The 22,361-nt window shown below is 47.3% G+C and carries 13 protein-coding genes and 1 pseudogene; all 14 read right to left on the reverse strand.

All coding sequences use genetic code 11. The features are described from left to right. Nucleotides 1–83: 83 nt before the first annotated feature. Entirely contained in the window at nt 84–797 is a 714-nt protein-coding gene (locus tag VSQ62_RS27360) for an ATP-binding protein (protein ID WP_334638166.1), read from the reverse strand. 299 nt (nt 798–1,096) lie between these two features. Beyond that, complete coding sequence (locus VSQ62_RS27365; RefSeq protein WP_004070228.1) at nt 1,097–1,783, reverse strand: response regulator transcription factor; 687 nt, start codon at nt 1,781–1,783, stop codon at nt 1,097–1,099. 174 nt (nt 1,784–1,957) lie between these two features. Beyond that, nucleotides 1,958–9,396 (reverse strand): annotated as a pseudogene (locus VSQ62_RS32735) (helicase-like domain-containing protein); the annotation flags it as partial. A gap of 99 nt (nt 9,397–9,495) precedes the next feature. Continuing rightward, nucleotides 9,496–11,622: a DNA topoisomerase III gene (gene topB / locus VSQ62_RS27380; RefSeq protein WP_334638168.1), complete on the reverse strand. Its 2,127-nt coding sequence runs from the start codon at nt 11,620–11,622 to the stop codon at nt 9,496–9,498. Beyond that, complete coding sequence (locus VSQ62_RS27385) at nt 11,622–12,368, reverse strand: CD1107 family mobile element protein (protein ID WP_334638169.1); 747 nt, start codon at nt 12,366–12,368, stop codon at nt 11,622–11,624. Before VSQ62_RS27385 ends, topB begins: the two co-directional genes overlap by 1 nt. A 1-nt stretch (nt 12,369) precedes the next feature. Then, on the reverse strand, nt 12,370–12,768 hold the full coding sequence (locus tag VSQ62_RS27390) for a DUF4315 family protein (RefSeq protein ID WP_172537935.1): 399 nt from the start codon (nt 12,766–12,768) through the stop codon (nt 12,370–12,372). Nucleotides 12,769–12,799: 31 nt separating this feature from the next. Beyond that, nucleotides 12,800–13,315 carry a sugar-phospahte nucleotidyltransferase gene (locus tag VSQ62_RS27395; RefSeq protein WP_172537934.1) on the reverse strand — a complete coding sequence of 172 codons (516 nt, stop codon included), beginning with the start codon at nt 13,313–13,315 and terminating at the stop codon, nt 12,800–12,802. Nucleotides 13,316–13,872: 557 nt separating this feature from the next. Beyond that, nucleotides 13,873–16,464 carry a C40 family peptidase gene (locus VSQ62_RS27400; protein WP_334638170.1) on the reverse strand — a complete coding sequence of 864 codons (2,592 nt, stop codon included), beginning with the start codon at nt 16,462–16,464 and terminating at the stop codon, nt 13,873–13,875. A 71-nt stretch (nt 16,465–16,535) separates the two neighbouring features. Next, a complete protein-coding gene (locus tag VSQ62_RS27405) occupies nt 16,536–17,135 on the reverse strand; it encodes a class B sortase (RefSeq protein ID WP_334638171.1) in 600 nt (199 codons plus the stop codon). A 70-nt stretch (nt 17,136–17,205) separates the two neighbouring features. Then, nucleotides 17,206–17,451 carry a hypothetical protein gene (locus VSQ62_RS27410; RefSeq protein WP_334638172.1) on the reverse strand — a complete coding sequence of 82 codons (246 nt, stop codon included), beginning with the start codon at nt 17,449–17,451 and terminating at the stop codon, nt 17,206–17,208. A 66-nt stretch (nt 17,452–17,517) separates the two neighbouring features. After that, complete coding sequence (locus VSQ62_RS27415; protein WP_172539539.1) at nt 17,518–18,273, reverse strand: DNA-methyltransferase; 756 nt, start codon at nt 18,271–18,273, stop codon at nt 17,518–17,520. 67 nt (nt 18,274–18,340) lie between these two features. Then, nucleotides 18,341–21,100, reverse strand: a complete 2,760-nt coding sequence (locus tag VSQ62_RS27420) for a VirB4-like conjugal transfer ATPase, CD1110 family (RefSeq protein ID WP_334638173.1) — start codon at nt 21,098–21,100, stop codon at nt 18,341–18,343. Beyond that, on the reverse strand, nt 21,078–21,458 hold the full coding sequence (locus VSQ62_RS27425; protein WP_135976558.1) for a PrgI family protein: 381 nt from the start codon (nt 21,456–21,458) through the stop codon (nt 21,078–21,080). The genes VSQ62_RS27420 and VSQ62_RS27425 overlap by 23 nt, the downstream gene beginning before the upstream one ends. After that, on the reverse strand, nt 21,459–22,358 hold the full coding sequence (locus VSQ62_RS27430) for a radical SAM protein (RefSeq protein ID WP_168354821.1): 900 nt from the start codon (nt 22,356–22,358) through the stop codon (nt 21,459–21,461). Nucleotides 22,359–22,361 lie beyond the last annotated feature (3 nt).

Raw genomic sequence — 22,361 nt, forward strand, 5'->3', positions numbered from 1 at the left:
TGTCATATATCCGGAAATATGCTGTTCTCCATTTGAAAAGGCAAACTCCCCACATCCATTTGTGATGAATTTGCCTTTTAGAATCAGACGTTTTGTTTTGCCGGAAGCGATAGATAAACAGAAGTATATTCTTTGAACAAAGATTCTGCCCATACTTCCATATCCAGCTTTTGACATAATTTTTTTACCAGATATAAGCCTATTCCCGTAGAACGCTCGTTTTCCCTTCCATTGCTCCCGGTAAACCCCTTCTCAAAAATCCTCGGTAATTCCTCTTCCTTTATCCCTGTCCCATTATCCCATATTTTCAGTATAACTTTTTTGTTCTTTTTTTCAGATGACAGGATAATCTTTGCACCCTCCTTGCGCCGGTATTTTACGGAGTTTAAAAGGATCTGGCTTATAAGAAAGATAAGCCACTTTTCGTCCCCATAAATATAAATATCATCCTCACATTCAAATTCTATTCCGACACAGCTATTCATAATTATAGTACGGTTTCTGTTAATTGCCCTAACTAAGATACGGTGTAAATTCAGCTTCTGAATCAAATAATCTTTATATACCTGTTCTGAACGAGCATAATATAGCGCACGTTCTACGTCATTTTCAATTTTTCCCAATTCTATGTTCAACCCCTTTTTCAAGACGGGATTATTTCCAGCCCTGTTTTCTATCATAAGCTGCATTGAGGTAATCGGCGCTTTTACTTCATGTATCCATTCTTCAATATATTCCTCATACTCCCTTTCTTCATCCTCTATCTTATGAATCTGCTCTATGGCTGAACTTCCCACCAGCCTTAATAATTCCTGATATAATTTGTCCTCGGCACGATAAGAAACGGGCAGAAGCTCAGCGATCAGCCAGGGATGCTCCATACCTTCTACCCGCTCCCGGATTGTTTTGAAATATTCTTTTCTTCTGTACCACTCTATCAGATTCTTTATGAATAGTATGCTGATAATTGTTAAATCAATCAAAAAAATAGAAGCAAAAGTATTACCTACGATATATAAAAATTCAGATAAAATAAATAAAACTACCAGTGTCCCTAATAACCTTGTTACTCTATCCTTACAGTAATCTTTCAGTTTCATACCGTCCCCTCTCTTGCTTTTAACTGATAGCCCATTCCCCTTTTTGTCTGTATCAGATCCTGTACTCCGATATCTTCTAACTTCTGGCGGATTCTTCTGATGTTGACACTCAATGTATTATCATCTACAAAGCTTTCATTATCCCACAAATTATTCATTAAATCTTCTCTTGATATTATTTCATCTTTATGCATAAAAAAATAGGACAGTATATGCATTTCATTTTTGGAAAGTTCAACTTCCTTTTTTTCACACCGCACTGTACCATTAAGCAGATTCAGCTCTATTCCTCCAAAGACAAGCACTTTATTCTGTGATTTTCCAGAAACTCTCCGCAATATTGCGGCTATGTGTGCCAGTAATACTGCAGGACGGTAAGGTTTCTCTATAAAATCGTCGCCACCCGTCATCATACATTCTAATTCTGCGGAAGAGGAACTTTGTGAAGTAATAAAAATAATAGGGACATCCGATATCATCCGTATTTTAGAACACAGAGTAATTCCATCGGCTCCCGGCAGAGCAACATCAAGAAGAAGCAAATCCGGCTGCAGTTTCTGCACATATTCTGGAATGTTAGCAAAATCCTCCGCAACATCTGCACGATATCCGGCATTTTCCAACAATAACTTAAGTTCTCTTTGAACAGATAGATCATCATCTATGATTACAATATAATACATGAAGCATCTCTCCTGACCTTTCATATCTGCTTACCAATTTTTCATTCTTGCGTTTTATTATAGCAAACTGAGTTTTTTATGCAATACTTTCCAAATATGTTAAAAGAGCAATCCATTCATTTATGGTTGCTCTTTTTAGCGTATTTCTCCCTGGATTTGTTTATGTACCTCTAATTCTGGTGCTATCTCTATACTTGTGACAGTCTCGCCAAAAGCTGCCGCCCAGGAATCAAAATGCCCCAGACCCATCCTCTGTATGGTGTCATACTGCAGATAGCGCATGATCGTATATAGCTCTACCATGCTATTCGATACGGGAGTCCCGGTTGCAAAAGTGACGCCCTTCCCTCCGGTAATCTCGTCCAGGTACTGGCACTTCATGAACATATCGGAGCTTTTCTGTGCGTCCGTCTGGGAAATCCCGGCAACATTGCGCATCTTTGTGTATAAAAACATATTTTTATAGTTGTGGCTCTCATCTACGAACAGCCGATCCACGCCTAACTGCTCGAACGTCACAACATCATCCTTCCGGCTCTGGTCATTCAGCTTTGCAAGCCTTGTTTCCAGTGTTTTCCTCGTCTTTTCCATCTGTTTAATGGTGTAGCGTGTGCCATCTTCCGCCGCAAGCTCTTCAATGGCTGACGTGATGTCGTTCATCTGCCGCTCTATGGCTGCAATCTGCCGTTCCCTGGAAAGGGGAATGCGCTCAAACTGGCTGTGCCCGATAATGATGGCGTCATAATCCCCGGTTGCGATACGGGAGCAGAACTTCTTCCGGTTGGCAGGCTCAAAATCCTTCTTCGTTGCGACTAAGACATTTGCGCCTGGATACAGGCGCAGGAAATCGCTGCCCCACTGTTCGGTCAGATGGTTCGGCACGACATAGAGGTTCTTCTGTGCCAGCCCAAGCCTCCGGCTCTCCATCCCGGCCGCAATCATCTGGAAGGTCTTGCCGGCCCCCACACAATGCGCAAGCAGCGTGTTGTTTCCATATAATATATGCGCCACCGCATTTTTCTGGTGTGGCATCAGGGTAATTTCTGGCGTCATGCCTGCAAACTGGATATGGCTCCCATCATATTCACGGGGACGGATGCTGTTAAATAAATCGTTATATTTCCTGCACAAATCCTCCCTGCGGTCAATGTCCCGGAAGATCCACTCCTTGAAGGCTTCCTTTATCATCTCCTGCTTTTGTTGTGCGATCATGGTTTCTTTTTTGTTCAGGACACGCTTTTCCTTGCCGTCCTCCACAACCGTATCAAAGATTTTTGTGTCTTTGAGATTCAGCGCATCTTCTAACAGACGGTAGCCGCTTGCCCTTGGTGTCCCGTAAGTGGCTGTGACAAGGGAATTTCCACGGGAATCCGCACCTTTCCCGGAAATGTTCCACTGGCCGTTGACTTTCGCATACTTCACGTCAATCTGGTTCCCCAATAAATGGCCCGGCGTATGGAACAGCTCCCCCATGAACTCTGTGATATAAGCCGGGTCTACCCAGGTTGCCCCAAGACGCACCTCAATCTCCGATGCCTCCAGGTCTTTCGGCTGCACACGCTCCAATGCCTGCACATTGATCCCGTATTCCGGATTATTTTCTGCAAATTGTTTTGCGACCGTAAGTTTCTCCCGGACATTGCCGGATAAATACTCATCCGAAGATTCCCACTGGTCTGTCAAAGGATTTTTAAAGATCACCCCCGCCAGTTCCTCCGTAACTTCGGATTCTGCCCTGCCGGATAACTCTGCCATAAACGGCACGTCCACCTTTGCCCGCTCCCCGATGGAAACGGCCAGGGCTTCACTGGCGGTATCCACGCTTGTCACCGGCACAGCCTTTCGGATGGTACGTTTCGTAAAAATATCCGCCTTCCGTTTCAGCTTCCCTTCCTCGTCCACCAATTCCAACGACGATAACAGGCAATAGCTGCTGTCCTGGGAAAATGCCCTCCGGTTGGCATTGCTGCTGATCAGTCCATACTGTGCGGTAAAACGGTCATACTGCGTGTTCAATTCCTTCTGCAGCACGGCAACTTCCGCATCGCTGCCGTCCTCCATCTGGCACTGCAGAAGTGTCTGCGTCAAATTCCGCAGTTCAATCATCCCCAGCACACGCTCTGTTGTTAAAGCGGGAAGCTCCATCAAATTCATAACGGAATTTTCCCGGTAATACACTTTCCCATCCACATTTGCAAAACTGAAATTCTTGATGGAAGGGTCTGCCGGGATGGATGATGCCGTTTCCTCTAGTTCTGAATCTTCCAGCTCCATTTCCGTAATCGTCCCCTGGATGTGCTTCACCGCTTCTTTCAGCTGCTCCGAAAGGACTGCTCCCTCTATCGGCTTCACCGTGGTTTCCTGCTTGCCATACTGTGTACTTTCCGTGGTAAACTCCCCAAGCACCATCTCAGGGTGGTTTGCAAAATAGGAATTGACCGTATGGCCTTCTGGCGTTGTGCCAAGTTCCACCCAATCCGGCTGCTCCAAAGACGCCCGGTCACGCTTCTGAAAAAACAGAATATCCGCAACAACGCCCGTCCCGGCATTTCTTTGGAACGCATTATTGGGGAGACGGATCGCCCCAATCAGGTCTGCACGGTTGGCGATGTACTGGCGCACGGATGCGCTTTGCTTATCCATCGTGCCGCTTGACGTCACCACCGCCACCACACCGCCTGGCGCACCAGGTCTAAGGATTTTGCGATGAAATAATCATGTATCATAAAGTTATGGCGGTCATACCTGCGGTCTGCCACCTTATAAGCGCCGAACGGCACATTGCCGATTACGCAGTCAAAGAAGCTGTCCGGGTATGCAGCGGTTTCAAACCCCTGCACGGAGATATTATTTTTCTGGTAAAGCTGTTTCGCTATCTTCCCGGAAATGCTGTCAAGCTCCACGCCGTACATATTCAGCCCGTCCATAGGCTCCGGCACTAATCCCATAAAATTTCCGATTCCGCAGGACGGCTCCAGCACATTCCCCCGCTGTAACCCCATGTTTCCCAGGGCTTCATACATCGCTTTAATTACCGTAGGGGAAGTATAGAACGCATTTAAGGTAGATGCCCTTGCCTCCCGGTATTCCTCCGGCGTCAGCGCCGCTTTCAGTTCCGCATATTCTGCCGCCCACGCTTCATTCTTATCGTCAAACGCCGCCGGGATGCCGCCCCATCCGACGAAATGTGATAAGGTTTCCTGTTCCTCCGGCGTGGCAAGGCGGTTTTCATACTCCAATGCTTTCAGGATGAGGATTGCGTCCATGTTGGCACGGAACTTCTGCTTTGGGCCTCCTGCGCCCAGGTCATCGTCGGTGATATGAAAATTTATCTTCTCCCGGCGTTCCAGCCCCGGTGACGGTTCTCCTGTCCCGTTATCCCTTCTGGACTGCCCGGAAGCCTGCCGGGTACTGCCGTTTCCGATCCCTCCAGCTCCCTCTATCCCATCTGCGGCAACAGGCTCTAAGGGGAGCCTGCGGTCTTTGCGGATATGGTTGATTTCCTCCGGATTCATCACGTGGCTTGTCAATGGATTGATCTCATTCCCAAATGCAGCCTGTTCATTGGCTGCCATCCGCTCCATCACGTCAGCAATCAGCTGCATCTGCTCCGGAGGGAACTCCGGGTTCAGCATAGGCACAAGGTTCAAACCTTTTTCAGCAGCTTCATAGATAACATCCACCTGCTCCGGTGAAAAATCATCCAGATATACGTCTGCTTCCTCCATTGCAAGGAACAGCCTGTTTTCAATCAGACCGTATTCCTCAGTGTCCGGTTCCTCCTGCAATTCTTCCAGATTAGGAGCCGCTGCGCCCGTCTGAGGCAGCTCCGCTTCTTCTTCCTGCGTCTCCCGCTGTATAAAAGGGATAAATTCCCCCACATACTCAAACAGCTCATGCTCCCCTGGGAGATAGTTCTTCCCCGTTTCCATGCACCGGAAAACATCTGCGGTTTTGTCTGTGCTTGCTTCATAAAAGCTGCTGTGCGAATACGGATGCTGCCCATCTTCATAATCAGATATGCCAAGTTCGTTATGCGATCTGGTATTCAGGATAATGTCCTGTGCGTTGAAGTTTTCCTGCAGTTTCCCAACAGCTTCAAAATGGAATCCCCCATACTCAAATATGCCGGGTTCTCTTTGCATAAGATCCGGTTCTGCGGATTTTGCGGAATCTGCGGTTTCTGCTTCTGCCGCCGTTTCCGCTTCCCGCATATTTTCCTTTGCTCCTTCTGGAAATGCCGCAATCTCCTGTAACTCTGCATCCACCGCCATGCCTTTTGCCCACTCCGGCGCATCCGGGTCATTTTCATGCAAGGCAATGGCGTCCCGGCTGTCCACAAGGTAATCCTGGTACGTCCTCTGGAAAATATCTTCCGCCATCCAGTCCCGGAAGTTATCCCAGTTCCCATAGGCTTCTGCCATAACGGGGGCGTTTTCCCTGTTGCGCACCATTAAATTGTCCAATTCTTCCTGGACAATATCATACGCCATATCTTCATCTACGTCCCTGGAACGGATGACATCATAGGCTGCGCTGCTTTTAATGGCGGCAAGGGCAGTATACAGACATTCTTTGTAAATAGCCCGGCTGTCCCTCCCTAATGCATTTCCGCCAATCAGCAGATGCCGGTTCAGTTCCGGGCAGACATCTAATCTCCCATCATACGAATCAAGAAAGATTATACTTTCTTGATGGTCTGGATGTTCCATATCCTTTACCGATATGTGCTGATTCTTAATTTCTGTAATACGGTGTAACTTATCCGTATCCAGATATATAAAGTTCCCTGCTGCGTAAGTGTACTTCCCGGTTTCGCCGGAGCCGCTGCTATCTTCTATCGGTTCCGCACTTTTAATTTCTGATTCTTCGTTTTTTTGCGGTTCTTTTGTTTCTTCCTGCTTTCCTGGCGTCTTTTCTGGGGCCATGAAATCAAAGAGGGATAACTGTCCTCCATTTTCAATCTGTACTTCTTCTCTTTTCCTTTCCGGGAAAATCGTATATGTCCCTTCCACATATCCGTGAAGATCAGTAAGGATTTGTACCTTTTTCTCATAATCTTCAAAATCTAATGGCAATTCCGCTATTGCTTCATCCATATGCCGCAATAAGCCTTCCTGCCCTTCTGGATTGTTCAGAAGACTCACCACATCGTCCCGGTGGGTAAACATATCCGGATTTCCCGCCCAGGGACGTATCATATGGTCTGGAAGATGGTGATAGAAATTGACAACACGCCCCGCCATCCTTTCCCGTTCATAAACAGGCATACGGGAATAATCGGACGGTTTCAGGTAATTGCCGTTTTCAATCAAAGCCACTACCCGTTTTGCCACTTTCGGCCATCTCAATAAGATTTCCACATCCGGCTCACTATAAGAGCCTCTCGCCAGCTTCAACCCCTTCCCGCTGTAATCCGCATGGGAATTGTCAGCGCCGGACAGCGCATGGCTCCGTCCACCTATCCCATAGCTTTCCTTAATAAAATCCGTTTTTTCCTTATCAGTCTTATCCTGTATAAAAAATGCGTAAGTGGAAAGCCGCCCGTCCGAATATGCGCCCCCTCCCTGCAGAAAAGCGTCAAGCTCATCCTCTGTGATGAAAACCGGGTGTTCTTCCCATGCAAACCCTTCTCTTGCCTGGTAAGGTACAGCCTCCTTTGCAAACTTCTGGAACTGTGCAAGAATCCGTGTAGGATTATATAATTGGAATCGCATAATCCCATGATTTTCTTCATACGCCTCTGCAAGGCCTTCCAGGCGTTCTATCAGGTCAGAGAGATATTCCGGCTGTGCGATCAGCTCTGACAGCCGTTCCACTTTATCAGGGAATCCGCCATAGAATACCTCCACATCTTCAAATACAAGCTCCGCAACGCCCTCTGCCATATCCTGATACATATAGGCAAGTGCGTTGGCGTGTTCCTTCAAAGCGTTATCCCTTGCGGCATCCAATACCACCTGCGGCGCATACTCCCCCTGTTTTAAAAGCTGGTGGATACGTCCGCACACATCTTCCCAGGATAAAAATACCTTATCCAGAATCCGGTCTGTCACCGTATGTCCTACGGCAATCTGCATCCCCAGCTCATCATACCAGACAGAATATTCCTTGCCGTCTATGATAAGCCCGATGCCGCCTTTGCCATACTCCCTCCGGACAAATTCCGTATATTCCTCCGGCATCTGGTCTATCATAAAATTATAGATGATCCGGAGCTGGCTCCCATTCCGGTTGCCGCCGCTGCGCAGGACTTCATCTATCACCTCTGGAGAAATCGCAACCTCCCCGGCATAGAGTGCCTGCATCCGTCCCTCAATCTCCCTCTTCTGCTGTTCCACAGTCGGAAAATCGGGCAAAGATAAAGCAGAGGCTTCTTTCTCCTCTGCTTCACTCAAATCCTGTTCTGTTGTTTCCTCATTTAGCTGTATACCAATTCCTTCAAGATGCTCTCTTCCGCCATTGCCGTCAGTCCATTCATGTGCGCCGCCCACGCCATCTGGTCTTTCTCCTTGTCCGGGGCCGGGTATTTCAGAAGCAGCCCTTTCATCAGGACTTCCATCCTCTCCGTCGCTGCCTGCTCGATCTCCATCAAGTGCCTGTCCAGTTTCCCCGACAGCATCATGCTCTGATACCATCCCTTCCGGTTCTCTTTCAGGTATGTCCGGCGCAGCATCCCGTACTTCCCGATTGCCGCCTCTGGTTTCTCTATGGTCAGGTTCGGGAACAGGTAATCCCCTTTGCGGTGGTAAGTCAGTTCCATGCTCATTTCCTCCTTCTTTGTTTTTGCTTTCACGATTTAAAGCATTAAATTCATTATAGCCGATTCCATTCTCTTTTGCAACCGTTTTCTGGGATTTTTCTATGAGAATCTTACGCACTGTCCGTCCAATGTCCACAAGGACAGGCTCCACAAGCTGGCTTGTGGCATTTCCCAGGAAGGTAAGCGCAGGCAGCGCATTGTAATCGGTGATTGCCGAAAAATCTTCTTCCTCCAGATACTCCATCGGGTCAAGGCCGCAGCGGACAGCCAGCGTATAAAAAGCGCTGTTCATCAAAAGCCGCCGGAACTCCACACGGATCGTGTCCTCGTCCAGCCCCTCTAAAAATGTCCCCTCTGTTTCATACAGAAGGCCGTCCATCACTTCCTCTAAGTTTTCTTCCGTCAACTGGCGGGAAATTTCGGATAAGGCAGACGGCAGGTCTGCGCTGTCTGTCTCTGACAGTCCGTAAGCGTCCGCCAGATGGTCAAGGATATCCTTTTTCTGTGCATCCTCAATCTTCCACAGGTTTGGCGTCCTGCCGCCACGCACCATATGCGTGTCGGAAATATCGAATACATACCGCAGCCTCCGTGTCGGCCCGGTATCGTCAATCAGTGCAATCCCCTTTGCCCCACGGTTCACCCACCGGTTCATCTTCCCATTCCACAGCTCCAGCGACGCACAGGCAGTCGCATCCGGGCGCTGTGCATGGATCAAAAGCGTATCTGGGAAGGAATAACGGTACAGCTTCGCCGCCGTGTCCAGATATCCCATCCAGTCCCGTGGGGAACTGGTGACAGACTTTGCCTCATACTCCGCAAGCCCACGGATTTCATTTAACATTGCCATATAAACCCTCCATATAAAATACCGCCCCTGTGCCTGAAAGTTTTTTATCCAACAATACTTTTCCAGACACAAAAGCGGCATGTACCTTTATTCTTCTTTTTATTTTTGTTTTCCACTGCCTTTGCCGGATTTCCCGCTTCCCTTTTTCTTCGGAAATTCCAGGCTGAAATTCGCACGTCCATCCTCTGCCGTCATCAACAGGTCTGCCGCAAAGGTTCTCCCTGTTTTCTGTGAATAGAGATCCTTCACATGGGTACGCCCCTTCTCCAGCAGCTCTGCCGCCATCTTCTTATCCACCAGTTTTTTCATACCGGATAGATAGCGGTTCTCCTTCCACAAGGAGAAAGCACATTCCCGGTTACTGCAGTAAAAGTTCTTCTTTCCCTCATACACAGGATTCCCGCATACCGGGCAGATTCCAACACTTTCCCTCTGATGGAAACGGCCCTGTTCTTCCCCGGATATGGCGCTGCAGCCTGCAATCATCGTATCAATCAAATCTGTAATCTCCCGCAAAAACTCCCAGCTGTCCATCTGCCCTTTCTCCATCAGGAGCAGTTTATTTTCCCATTCCGCAGTCATAGATGCAGACTTTAGGTAATCCGGCAGCGCCGCAATCAGTTCCTTCCCGTCTGCAGTCGGGAGGATCTGCTTCCCGTTCCGCTTTGCATAGCCGGAGGAAACCAGCTTTTCCAGAATGGATGCCCTGGTTGCAGGCGTGCCAAGTCCCTTTTTCTCTGTATCTTCATCAAAATCCTGATTCCCGGCCCGTTCCATCGCTAAAAGCAGTGTGTCCTCGCTGTACGGCTTCGGAGCTGATGTGAAATGCCTGCTCTTCTCTGCACGGACTTCTGCAATCTCCATCCCTTCCCGCAAGCTTCCCGGAATGGAGAATGCGTCATCTGTTTTGCCTTTATCCGCTGGCTTTCCTTTTTGCACAGCATTACGGAAGGCTTCTTCAATGCCTTTAAACCCTGGCTGGACTGTTGCCTTCCCTTTTGCGGAGAATTCATGCCCCTCACACAATGCTGTGACTGTTGTTTCCTCATAAATGCATTCTTCGGATACTGCCTGTGCCAGACGCTGCCCGATCAGACGGAAGATATTCCGCTGCCGTTCTGATAATTCTTCAAAATCCTGCCCTAGCGCCTCTTTTGTCGGTAACAGTGCATGGTGGTCGGAAACTTTATCATTATTGATAATGCGCCCTATATTCTCCCCGATAGATTCTCCCTGTAAGAAAGGCAGTAACTCAGGTAACAGCTCTAACAATTTTAAAGCTGTCTGCTCCATATCTGCTGTAATGTACTGGCTGTCCGTCCGGGGATAGGTGACTAACTTTGCTTCATACAGTTCCTGCAGCTCCCTTAATGTTTCCTGCGCCGTATATCCAAAGAAACGGTTTGCCTCCCTCTGCAGCGTGGTAAGGTCATAGAGTTTCGGCGGCTGGTTCTTCTTCTGGATTTTCTCCACTTTGCGGATAACTGCGGATTTCCCATTGCATTTTTCAGCCAGGGCAATGCTTTCCGCTTCATCCTTAATAGATTCTGATATGACACGAATCCCATCCCCCTCAACCGCCACCTTGTAATAGGCTTCCTTCACAAACCCGTCAATGGCATCCTGCCGCTCCACCAGCATTGCCAGCGTGGGTGTCTGGACACGCCCCACCGTCAATCGCTTATAATATTTTGTGGTAAATGCCCTGGTTGCGTTCATTCCGATCAGCCAGTCCGCTTTTGCCCTGCATATGGAGGCTTCGCAAAGGTTCTTGTATTCCTCCCCATCTTTCAGATTGGCAAACCCTTCCCGGATTGCGCTGTCCTCCATAGAACTGATCCACAGCCGCCTGACCGGGATTTTGCTACCCGACAGGTCATAGACACGCTTGAAGATCAGTTCCCCTTCCCGGCCTGCGTCACAGGCATTCACCACATAATCCAGATCACTCCGGTTCAGCAGCTTTTTTAAGACTGCAAACTGCTTTTTCTTATCTTTTGCAACGGCCAATTCCCACTGCCCTGGCACAATGGGCAGGTCTGCAAACTCCCATTTCCCATATCTGGAATCATAATAATCAGGGGAAGCATACTCGGCCAGATGCCCCAGGCACCAGCTTACAATACAGTCTTCCCCTGACAGATAGCCGTCCTCCCGTTCCGTAACGGAAAGAATCCTGGCCAGGCTCTGTGATACGCTCGGTTTTTCGGCAATGACCAAAAACATTATTCATCATCCTCCTCTTCTTCCTCAGAATCGTCCTGCTCCTCATTGATATATGCACCGCCGTAAAATTCCAAATCCTCATTGTCTTCTTCATCCTCGTCCTGCCTTGGTTTCACCACTTTAAAATAATAATATCCGCCGATGCCGCTAGCCAAAAGTACAATCACCGCAAGCAGGGCGCCCGTATTCGTGCCGCCTTCCTTTTCTTCCGGCTCTGTCTCCATTTCTGGTTCTTCCGGTACAGACGGCTTTTCTGTTTCCGGGATGATTACGGAAGGCTGCTCCTGCTTTGGGTCTTCCTTTGTTTCCCCAATAAATTCTGCCAGGTCATTTTCATCAATCATGGACAGCATATAGACATTCTCCGTATTGTTGGAGCGGTCTAACACCATGAAAAAGGTATTGCCGTTCTTAGTCTGCACAGTTAAAAACTGCTTGCTTTCATCGTCTGCCATATCGTCCACCAACTGCCCGTTCCCAGGCACAGAAAACGGCGTCCCCTGCACCCTGCTCTGTGATTCTTCCTCTTCTGGTTCTTCTGTGTCTGACGGTTCCTCTGCAATCGGCGCATCCTCCGGATCTCCGTTTTCCACGCTGCTATTTCCTGTCGCTGTCCCAACATTTGTGGTGTCGGCTTCCGTCTGCCCTGCACTGTCCGTATAGGCAAATGCAGGCATGGCCGCAGAGAACATCATCCCCACGACCATCGTAATTACCATCAGATATTTTTTAATTTTCGCTTTCATTCTAAAAATCCTCCCTTTCCATTGCCATACCCTCCGACAATCCCTGTCCTGCAGAGAATCCCCCTGCTGTGTTTTCCGCTGTTTCTGCCTGATTTTCTGTTGTTTTCTCCATGCTTTCCGTCAGTTCTGCCCGGTTTTCCGGCTTTATGATTTCAGCACTGCCGGAATCCTCCGCCATTTCCGGCTCCTCTGAAAGTACGACCGTCCCATTCTGTATGCCCTCCAGGACAGACAATAACTCCCGGCTGTTAAGCCGCATGGAACGGACGCTTTTTATAATCTCCGCATCCTCTAACATTTCCTTTTGGATGTTCAGCTCCCCTAAATGCTCCTGCCATGCGGCAATCTTTTCCTCCGTTTTCTGGATTTCATCCAGGACACGGTGCAGCTTTTTATTCATATCCACCACCTCATTTCTTCTATTGCCTAATTCACTGTTTTACCAGGTATTCAAATTCCAATTGTCTTTCACAAACACCGCTGCAGAGATAACCACTCTGGAACGGCACACCCTGGAGGGAATCCTTGCCCTCCGTCATATAGTTCACCCTTGGGCTGAGCCAGAGCATTTCCACCTTATGTTCTTTGAACATTTGAAAGCGTTCCCGGCTGTCAAATATCCCCTGAAAATTAATCAGCATGGCGAACGGCCTGCCGATTTCATACAGCCGCTTCAACACTTCATTTTTTAAGCTGTAAGGCGGGTTGCTGACGATATAATCACATTCCGGAACATCGGACTGGAAGAAATCCTGCCCTGTCCGAATATGCCCATAAACCACCTGGAACCTATGCCGGACAAGCACTCTGACAAACTCACTGTCTTTTGTGTCAAACGGGCACCACACCCTGGAACCGGATTTCAGCCGTTTCACGATTGGATAAACCGCATATGCCGGCGTGAAATATTCATCGTTTTTATTAAACTGGTATTGTATTTGCGCCATATCATCCTCCCAACTGTCCTTTCATAATATAGGCTTACATTTACAAGCGCCTTTGTGATAAAATAGTTTGACAATAGAAAAGCCTGAAATGCTCTGCACTCCAAGCTGGTCAGTGTGATGATTCCACGTTCTGATTTATGACATTGCCACCTATGGTATTTATCCTGATATTGTCAGGTTTTTTTATGATTTTTGCTTTGTGGTTGTCATACTTTATTCTCATATTGTCAAACTTAATTATTATCAGACACCAACTTGTCTTTTTGCAAAACAGTTTGATAATAATAAGCTCCATAATTACAATTAAGTTTGATAATTTACTCCAAAACTTAATATCACGAAGCCATGTTGCAGAAAAGCAAAGAAGCATAATAAGAACCATGCTCCTTTAAGTGCCACGAAATCTCCGTTTTTATCAACTTTAATTGTCATTTTATTTAAGTTTTATCAATCATAATTGTCAATTTCTTTGTGAAGCCGTTTTTATCAAACAAAGTTGTAAATTATCAATCTTTATTGCAAAATTATCAAACTTAATTGCAACTCAACACAACTCTCTAAGGCAGCCTTCCAAATCCGAGTAGATGTTGCTGCCAGTATGCAGAACTTATGTTTGTATATTGGATTGGGTCACCGCAGTGGATCATCATATTGTTGCCCACATAAATCCCCACATGGCTTGCTCCAGATGTCGGGTAGGTGTTCTGGAAGAATATCAGATCACCCGGCTTTGCCTGTGAAGATGGTACATGGGCGCAGCACCCACGCAATCCTTCCGCCGTCTGCCTCCCTACGTTCCATCCATTCCCGCAGTTATTGATGACCCAACTGACAAACCCGGAACAGTCAAACCCGGTACTTGGCGAAGCTCCGCCCCAAACATAAGGACGGCCTAAATATTTTTCCGCCTCATGGATCATCCTTGCAAACTTTTCATCCGACAATGCCTCGGACGGGATTTCATACCCATATCCATCCGCACCGCCGCCACCGGGCAGGCTCCCCACGTCAAATAAGTAATTCCGGTTGCCGTAAGTCCCGTTGTAAAGGTCATACCGCTTTTCCTCATTTTCATCCATACGGCTCCGCAGGACGGCATCCAGATTGTGGTTCGTAAGCGTCACTTCCAGGCGGTTGATTACTTCCGTCGTGGTCACTTCCACTTCCTGATTGCCGTTATCGTCCGCAATAAACGCTTCCCAGGTCTGATGCCCATGTGCGGACGCAGCGGAATGGCTGTTATAATAAACATCAAACTGCACCCCATACCGGGCAAACGCCCCTGTGTCCTCCACCACATACTCCACGCCGTTCATCACGACCTTCGTACCCATCGGCACAAAGGGATTGGCGGCATCCACCGCTATCGTATGGTTTGCCGTTGGATATACGCCGCTGGCCGTCGGCCCTCCTGACCATACACCGCAGCAGATGGAACAGTTACAATACCCACTCGTCACCACCTGTCCCAGGGATTCCCCGACACGCACGGTTTTTGTCTCCGTCACCGTATCGTTGACTTCGTCCACATACAGGCTATATTGTTCCCGGAAAATATCTTCCACCTCGTCTTTTACCTGTTCATAAGTAAACTCCCCGTATTTCGCAGTGAAATAGGAAATCAGATGGTAGGGATTGTGGGAAATTTCGTCTACCTGATACCAGTATTCGTCATATCCCGGATGTGTGGATTCCATGTTGTTAATCTGTCTGTTTAAGCCAGCTTCCAATGCCGCATACGCATTTTCCGTAGCATAAATATCTTCATCCGTGCTTGGGTAAGTAGAGCCGATAATACTGGACGATGCTCCTTCAATCATTGCGCTGCAGCTTGACAAGCCCGCAGAAAGCATCAAAAAAAGCAGCCCTATGACTGCCGCTGCCCCAAATATCCCTTTATTATTTTTTAAGACGGATGCCGCCTTGCTTTTTATTTTGTCAAATACGGATTGCGTGGCTTTTGCCGCCTCCGCTGTTGTTTTCTCACCCCTCTTTGCCGCCTGGTAGGATTTTTTAATCCGCTGTTTCTGCCAGAATTTTTTCTGGATTGTTTTCTCTGTCTGCTCCGTTCCTGCTAACTGCTTTCCCACGGATTCTGCTGTTTCCCGTGAAGCTTCATACTGCAGACGGCTTTTCACCCCTTCCCCTTCCGGGGATTCCCTCCAACGGGAGAGTTTCCGCTGCATCATCCGGCGGGAGGTACGCATGGCATTCCGCAAAGAATGTTCCGCCATGACCTCTGCCCGGTGTGCTCCCTCTGCCGCAGAATTATCCTGCTCCGCTTCATGCACCTTCCCGTGGGTATAAGCTGACATGGAATGTGACGCCGCAGATGCAGCTTTTCTACCGATCCCCATACCTGCACCATGCACCATGCCGCTTTCATCGTCACCGAAGGAAAGCCGGGATTCCTGCTTTTTCTGTTCCTTATGTATCTGCCCACGCTTCTGCTTTTTCTTAATATTCTCACGGACAGACTCTAAGGTTTTCCCTGCATCTTCCGGCGTCTCCCTGTAATGGGCATCCTTTTTCCGAGAATCCTTACTGCCAGCTTCGCCGCCTGCCTGCTGTCCATCCCCTTTACGGAACTGCGCCTGCACCAGCTTTTTCTTCCGGCTGTGGTTTGTCTCTGCCACAGCTTCCACATAGTTCCTTCCGCTGGACGGATGCCCCCGGATACTCTCCATGCGTGAGGAATATCCCGACAATCCCCTGACTGATTCTGTCTCCGGGATTTCCGGTTCTGCATCCCCATCGCTATCCGGCTCCTGCACGAAATATATATGGTTTTCTGCTAAAGGCTGTACAGCTAATCCTGATAATGAATCGCCTGCCGGTTCAGACACAGGATTCTTTGTATGTGCTTCATACAGCCGCCGCTTTCTTGCGGACTGCCTTTGCCGCCTGCTTGCCTTTGAGGGATTTTCCGCACTGGAAGAAAAACTATCCTTCTGCCCCCGTCCAATGGAATACGCTTTTTCCCTTTGGAAATTGACAGAATCTGCCGCCTGCCCCGGCAGTGTCAGATTATCCAATTCCCTCTGGCTTATCCGGACAGAATCTTTCTTCTGCAGATTTTCCTCAACCAAACCGTCACGGCTCATTTTATTGACTGTCTTATCTCTTGCTTTAAACTCTTGTTCCCGCATATCGCTGTTCCTTTCACCATCCAAGTTTGCGACACGGTGTCGCAAAGTATCAGGATCTACCAATCTGTTTCTTACTGGCTGATTTTTTTCGCCATTACCACAACCCTTCCATTCACTTGGGAATACTCACAGGTGGATAAGGTCAGCAGCTTGTCTCCGAAAACCGCCGAAATCCCTGTATCGTAAAGCGCACGTTCTTTGACTGCTTTGATGTATTCTCGGTACTCTGCCGCATCTTCCGCCTTTGTGAACATATAATAAGGAAAATCATTTCCCGTATATACTGGTGTACAGAATACTGCGAAAACCTGATACGTTTCACTGCCATGCAATGTGTCATAGGAAATCAATGGATGTTCCAGATAAAATGCGCTGTCCTTATACTGATCCAAAGCTGCAAACATTTTCCCGCTGTTCATGTGATGTCCATAGATAATCAGGTTGTCACTTGTCTTTGGATTGCACAAATCTGAAAGGAACAGACAGCCATTTGCAGAATACTCCCCATAAAAATCCCGATGAAGATAGTAGCTTTCCTCTGATGGATGGTACATGACCGGGTAATCAATGGCTGTCTCTTCTATTTTAATCCAGCCGATACAGTCTGGGTTTTCCCTGTGCAGTGCAAGCAGACCCAGATGAACTGAAAAAGAAGCCGAATCGTCATCCATATCTCGGTTCTTTCTGATGTTTGGGTAAATCCGTTATTCTCGTTTTGCTTAACTAAGCCAATTTGGTGGCTTATAGCAAATCAAAAAATACGTGAATACCCAAAGTACAGAAAGAACCCATATCTCCCTCACCCCCTGTTTCCTTTTGTATTTTTTCCGCCTCCCTGTTTTTAGAATCTTCATAAATCTCTTTCAACTGCTCCTGCAGCACATCATCCTTCCGCTCCAGCAAAAGCATATCTGCAAGGAAATATCCGTTGACACTTAGCAGGATCATGGAAAAGAGTAGTATTACCCCTGCAATCCAACGCTTCATGCTGCGTCTTTTTGTTTTTGGGCAAATTTGTTTTTTTACACGAATAACCTACACCCCTTTCTCCAATTATTTTGCTTCACTCTGCCGTGTTCCCTGGCCAATCCTTGGCAGGATAATTTCATTTATATACTGCTGATCCATTTCCGTAGCCAGCCAATTACGACCATTTTTTATGCAGGCTTCTATTTCTGTTCCGCTACCAGCGAAAGGGATATAGACAATGTCGTTTTTTCTACTATGGCCGACCACTATCCGTTCTGCCGTCTCATACTTCTTCTGCGTGCGATGCCTTGTATGTTCCCGCTTTGTCATGGTTCTTGGAATATCCCAGAAATCCCTCATCTGCTTACCATTGTTCAATTTTTTCAAATCATCATGATTAAACACCCACCCTTTTTCCGATCTGCAATACCAAAGGATATATTCTGTTGACAGTGCATAGCTCCTCCGTGTAACATTCGGCGGCGCATCACGCTTAACCCATGCCACCAAGCCTTTATAATACATACCTGTTTCTTCCAGACATTTTTGCACATTAAAGATACTCCTGTAATTCCCCCACACAAGGATACTTCCATTTTCCACAAGTATCCTTTTCACCTGGTTAAGCCATCTCCTTGTAAAAATGAGATACTCTTCCTCGCTGTTAAAAATATCCCATTTTTCATCCATCCCTCTAATTACGCCATGCGAATACCCCAAAAATGCTTTCTGTTTTGAAATACCATAGGGTGGATCGGCTATGACCAGGTTTACACAGCCATCCGGCAGAGACTGCATATATTGACTGCAGTCTATATTGTATATTTGGTTTAAATCCATGTCCCTCCTTCTATATTTCCTACCTGATCTAAATCACTATGAATTTTTAAATTATAAAACTTATTTATCAAACAACCCCTGTTGTTTCCCGGCTTTTCTCCATCTCAGAAGGTTTCGTTGTCATCAGAGCATAGAGGCGCAACGAACGGTCAAACTTATCTTTAAAAGGGATAATGGTACTTCCATAGAAAATCAATCCCTCGCCTTCCCCGCTGTTTGTCACATAAGATAACTGATGCGGAGAAATGTTGAGCTGCTTCGCCAATATCTGCCTGTCACCTGCCGCCTGGTTCAGCATATAGATGAAGTCCGAGTTTTCAAAAATGTTCTCGATTTCCCGGCTTGACAGCAGGTCTTTTATGTTCTGCGTAATGCCTGTCGGGATGCCGCCCCATTTACGGAAACGCTTCCAGATCTCCACCGAATAAGCCGCTGTCTGCTCCTCTTTTAAGAGCAGATGGAACTCGTCAATATAGTATCTGGTAGATTTCCGTGCAGCCCGGTTGACAGTGACACGGTTCCACACCTGATCCTGGACAATGAGCATCCCAAGTTTTTTCAACTGTTTTCCCAAATCCTTAATGTCAAAGCAGATGATCCGGTTCTCCAATTCAACGTTTGTCCTATGGTTGAATACTTTCAGGGAACCATTCACATAGATTTCAAGCGCTGTTGCAATCCGCTGTGCCTGCACTTCCTTCTGTTCCCGGAGACACTGGTATAAATCCCCAAGTACCGGCATATTCTCCGGCACGGGATGTTCAAAATATTTCTGGTACACGATTGGCAGACAGCGGTCAATCACCGATTTTTCCTCCGCTTCTATACCGTTCCTTGCCCCCATGATCAGCTCACACAAGGATAAGATAAAATCACTCTTTACGCCTAGTGGGTTATCATCATCCGAATAGTCCATATTGATGTCCATCGGATTAATATAGTCCCGGCTTGTGGCTGAAATATGGATCACCTGCCCGCCTAACGCATGGACAAGTGGATAATACTCGCCCTCTGGATCTCCAATAATGATGTCATCCTGTGTGGCAAAAAAAGCATTGGTAATCTCCCGCTTCGCTGAAAAAGATTTTCCAGATCCGGGCGTACCAAGTATCAATCCATTCGGGTTTTTCAGTTTCTTCCGGTCTACCATGATCATGTTGTTGCTCAGCGCATTTAAGCCGTAATACAACGATTCCCCCGCCATAAATAATTCCTGCGTGGTGAACGGGACAAAAATTGCCGTGGATGTGGTAGTAAGCGCACGTTTGATAGGGATTAGATTCAATCCCAATGGGACGCTGCTCATCAACCCCTGCTCCTGCATATAATCTAATCGGCGTAATGAGCAATTGTATTTCTGTGCAATACCCGCCGTCTGGAATACGGCGTTGTCCAGATCCTGTTTTGTCTTTGCCGTGTTTAAGAACAGCACCGTTACAAGGAACATCCGCTCATTCCTGGACTGCAGATCTTCCAACAGCCGCTTCGCTTCCCCTCCGTAGGTATTAAGGTCAGAGGGGATGATGTCCATATCGTACCCTGATCGTACTGCCTTCTTCTGCTCCTCGATTTTCATCCGGTTAATGTCCGTCACCTTGCTTTTCACCAGCTTGATTGCCTTCATCTGGTCTAAGGACTGGATATGCAGATTCACCATCAGGTTCCTGTCCATATCCAGGAACTCCGCAAGCATCTTGTCCGTCAGCTCCGGGGCAAGTATCTGTAAGTAGGATGCCGCCCCAAGGGTATCCCCCATCTGGAAGTCCTTCCCATTCTTAAATACGAAACTGGTGGGCGCAATGAAATCCTTCGTCCCCATCCCGGTACGCAGCACACTATCATAAGAAAACTTAAACGGTGTCTTTTCATCCGGGTTAAAGGTTTCATACAGCACCTGCAGGCGTTCCTCTCCATTTAAGGGATAAGCAGATACGCCAAGCACCTTAAAGTTGTTCAGGATATCCGCTTCAATCCGTTCCAGCTTCGGCTTTGCCTCCCGGATGTTGTCAGCTTCAATCCCGAATGTGATGTATTTGGTACGCACAAGCCCATTATTACCTTTCGCAAGTTGGTTTTTCAGCATCTGTGCATACTCCATCCGCACATCGTCAAAATCATCATTCTGCGGCTTGATCTGGATAATGGATTCAAACTCCTTCATGTTGCTGTGATGGTTCACAAAAGATAACTGGAAATGTATGGTATTGTCAAAATAATTAAGGAAATCGCACCAATTTTCAAAAATGGCATTTTTATCCTCATTCTGTGCCAACTGATAATTAATATCATAGAACCGGATGGTCTTGGAATAATATTTATCCTGCACCCGGCAGATCCCGTCCTTTGCCATCTCCCGGTAGGGAATGGACTGCTGTGCGGAAACCTGTTTCTCCTTTGTTTTTTTCTCTTTTGCTGTATCCCGGCCTTTGTGTACTGCGGCATTTCTTGTACCATATTTTTGTACTGCCGATGCCGAATGTGCTTTTTTCTTTGAAACACCTTTCTTTTTCTCCGCTTTCTGCCTTGCTGCCTCCCTCTTTGCCGCTTTTTCTGCTTCACGGGCAGCTTTCAATTTTGCTTTCCGGTCTGCTTCCTCCTGGATCTTCCTTAACTTCTCTGCCTCCTTTGCAGCCTTTTCCATTGCTTTTTTCTCACGGCGGGTGAGCTTCCTGTTTATTCCCATGCTGCCGCCCGTCCCGGAATAAGCGGGATTGTCCTCAAAATCTATATAATCATCCTCCGGCCCATCCAGCCAGTCATCCAGGTGGATCGCACCCTCCTTGCCCGTCACCCTTCCTGGCTGTCTATTTGCTCTTTTTCTTCCCATGCTTTCCTCCCCCTTTCTTCTGTTTCGGCACGGTCTTTCTTTCCTCCATCTCATAGATATTTTTTATCTCATATCGGCGGACTGCCGGCTTTTTCAATTTCACATTGATGATATTGAAGAGAACTTTCTCAAGCGGCATCCCGTCTTTCTCATACATGGCGAACAAAAAAGCCGGGAGCATCAGAAGCACCATTCCCGTTGCCGCATTACTTGTCCCAATATAATTTTTCGTGAGGAAATAAAAAGGCAGCCCTACAGCCGCCGCAGCCACAAGGCAGACAAGCTGCCTCTTTGTAAGGTTTAAGACCACCTTATTCTTAATCTTCGTCAAATCTTTCGGCACACTGACAAATGCCATCTAAACAGCCTCCTTCCTGCCTGCGGCATAATCCGCAAAATCCTTTACTGTATAAAATATCCGCTTGTTGTTCACCCAGCGCTGAAGCTGACGGGTAATTTTCGGCGCACTTGGACGGTCATAAACCATCACATATGGCGAAAATCCCATATCACGCAAGGTTTCCACACGGTATAAATCCTGCTCATGGCTGCTCCCATAATTCGTAAGCACGTAGACCTGCCGCTTCCGTTTATCCTTCACTGCCGTCAGTTCCAAAAATCTCTGGAAATATCCTGTCAGATCCTCGTCCGGGTTATCCCATGCAAAATGCACCATCTTTGTGCGTACTTGATTCAGCAGGGAAACATTGTCCGGGTTTATCAGGCGGATGTCCAGCCCCTGGGAGAAATCCACCCAGGCACGGCTTTCTGCAAGCTGCTGTATCAGCTTTTCATGTTCCGGGCAGGCCAGGAGGTTCGCATCCATCAGTTTTATCTCTTTCTGCCCATCCCAAAATTCAGAAAGATCAGCGACCTGTACGCTCCTTCTCCCTTCCTTGCCGCTGACAATACAAAATCCGCAGTTCCGGGGGCATCCACGGCTTAAAAAGCCATACGCCGTATCGGGAAACTGCGGATATAAACTGTAATCCGGATAACTATGTTCAACGTCATCCGGCAAGTTTTCTTTCAATCCATAGCCTGTGCCGCCACTGATTACTTCCTCAGCATTTTCGACCATAAATGTATCTTTGGAATACGTGTCTGTAAATACCCTGCTTTTATAAACCATGCCATACCAGCCTCCCGGCTCCCACCATTCCACAGAATCTCCCTGCGCCTTATGGTAAGCCGATAACTTCATCAGACACAGGTTCGGCCAGTTATGGGAATCCACGTCTATCAGTCCAATCTTCAAAAA

This window comes from Sporofaciens sp. JLR.KK001 (assembly GCF_036941055.1).
Classification (GTDB): Bacteria; Bacillota; Clostridia; order Lachnospirales; family Lachnospiraceae; genus Sporofaciens.

Excerpts from the sequence above, each read along its gene's own strand:
- VSQ62_RS27390 (WP_172537935.1), bottom strand. The coding sequence starts at position 12,768 with ATGAATAAAAAGCTGCACCGTGTCCTGGATGAAATCCAGAAAACGGAG.
- VSQ62_RS27425 (WP_135976558.1), bottom strand. The coding sequence starts at position 21,458 with ATGGCATTTGTCAGTGTGCCGAAAGATTTGACGAAGATTAAGAATAAG.
- VSQ62_RS27365 (WP_004070228.1), bottom strand. The coding sequence starts at position 1,783 with ATGTATTATATTGTAATCATAGATGATGATCTATCTGTTCAAAGAGAA.
- VSQ62_RS27395 (WP_172537934.1), bottom strand. The coding sequence starts at position 13,315 with ATGGCGCAAATACAATACCAGTTTAATAAAAACGATGAATATTTCACG.
- VSQ62_RS27410 (WP_334638172.1), bottom strand. The coding sequence starts at position 17,451 with ATGAAGCGTTGGATTGCAGGGGTAATACTACTCTTTTCCATGATCCTG.
- VSQ62_RS27405 (WP_334638171.1), bottom strand. The coding sequence starts at position 17,135 with ATGGATGACGATTCGGCTTCTTTTTCAGTTCATCTGGGTCTGCTTGCA.
- VSQ62_RS27400 (WP_334638170.1), bottom strand. The coding sequence starts at position 16,464 with ATGCGGGAACAAGAGTTTAAAGCAAGAGATAAGACAGTCAATAAAATG.
- topB (WP_334638168.1), bottom strand. The coding sequence starts at position 11,622 with ATGTTTTTGGTCATTGCCGAAAAACCGAGCGTATCACAGAGCCTGGCC.
- VSQ62_RS27385 (WP_334638169.1), bottom strand. The coding sequence starts at position 12,368 with ATGAAAGCGAAAATTAAAAAATATCTGATGGTAATTACGATGGTCGTG.
- VSQ62_RS27415 (WP_172539539.1), bottom strand. The coding sequence starts at position 18,273 with ATGGATTTAAACCAAATATACAATATAGACTGCAGTCAATATATGCAG.
- VSQ62_RS27420 (WP_334638173.1), bottom strand. The coding sequence starts at position 21,100 with ATGGGAAGAAAAAGAGCAAATAGACAGCCAGGAAGGGTGACGGGCAAG.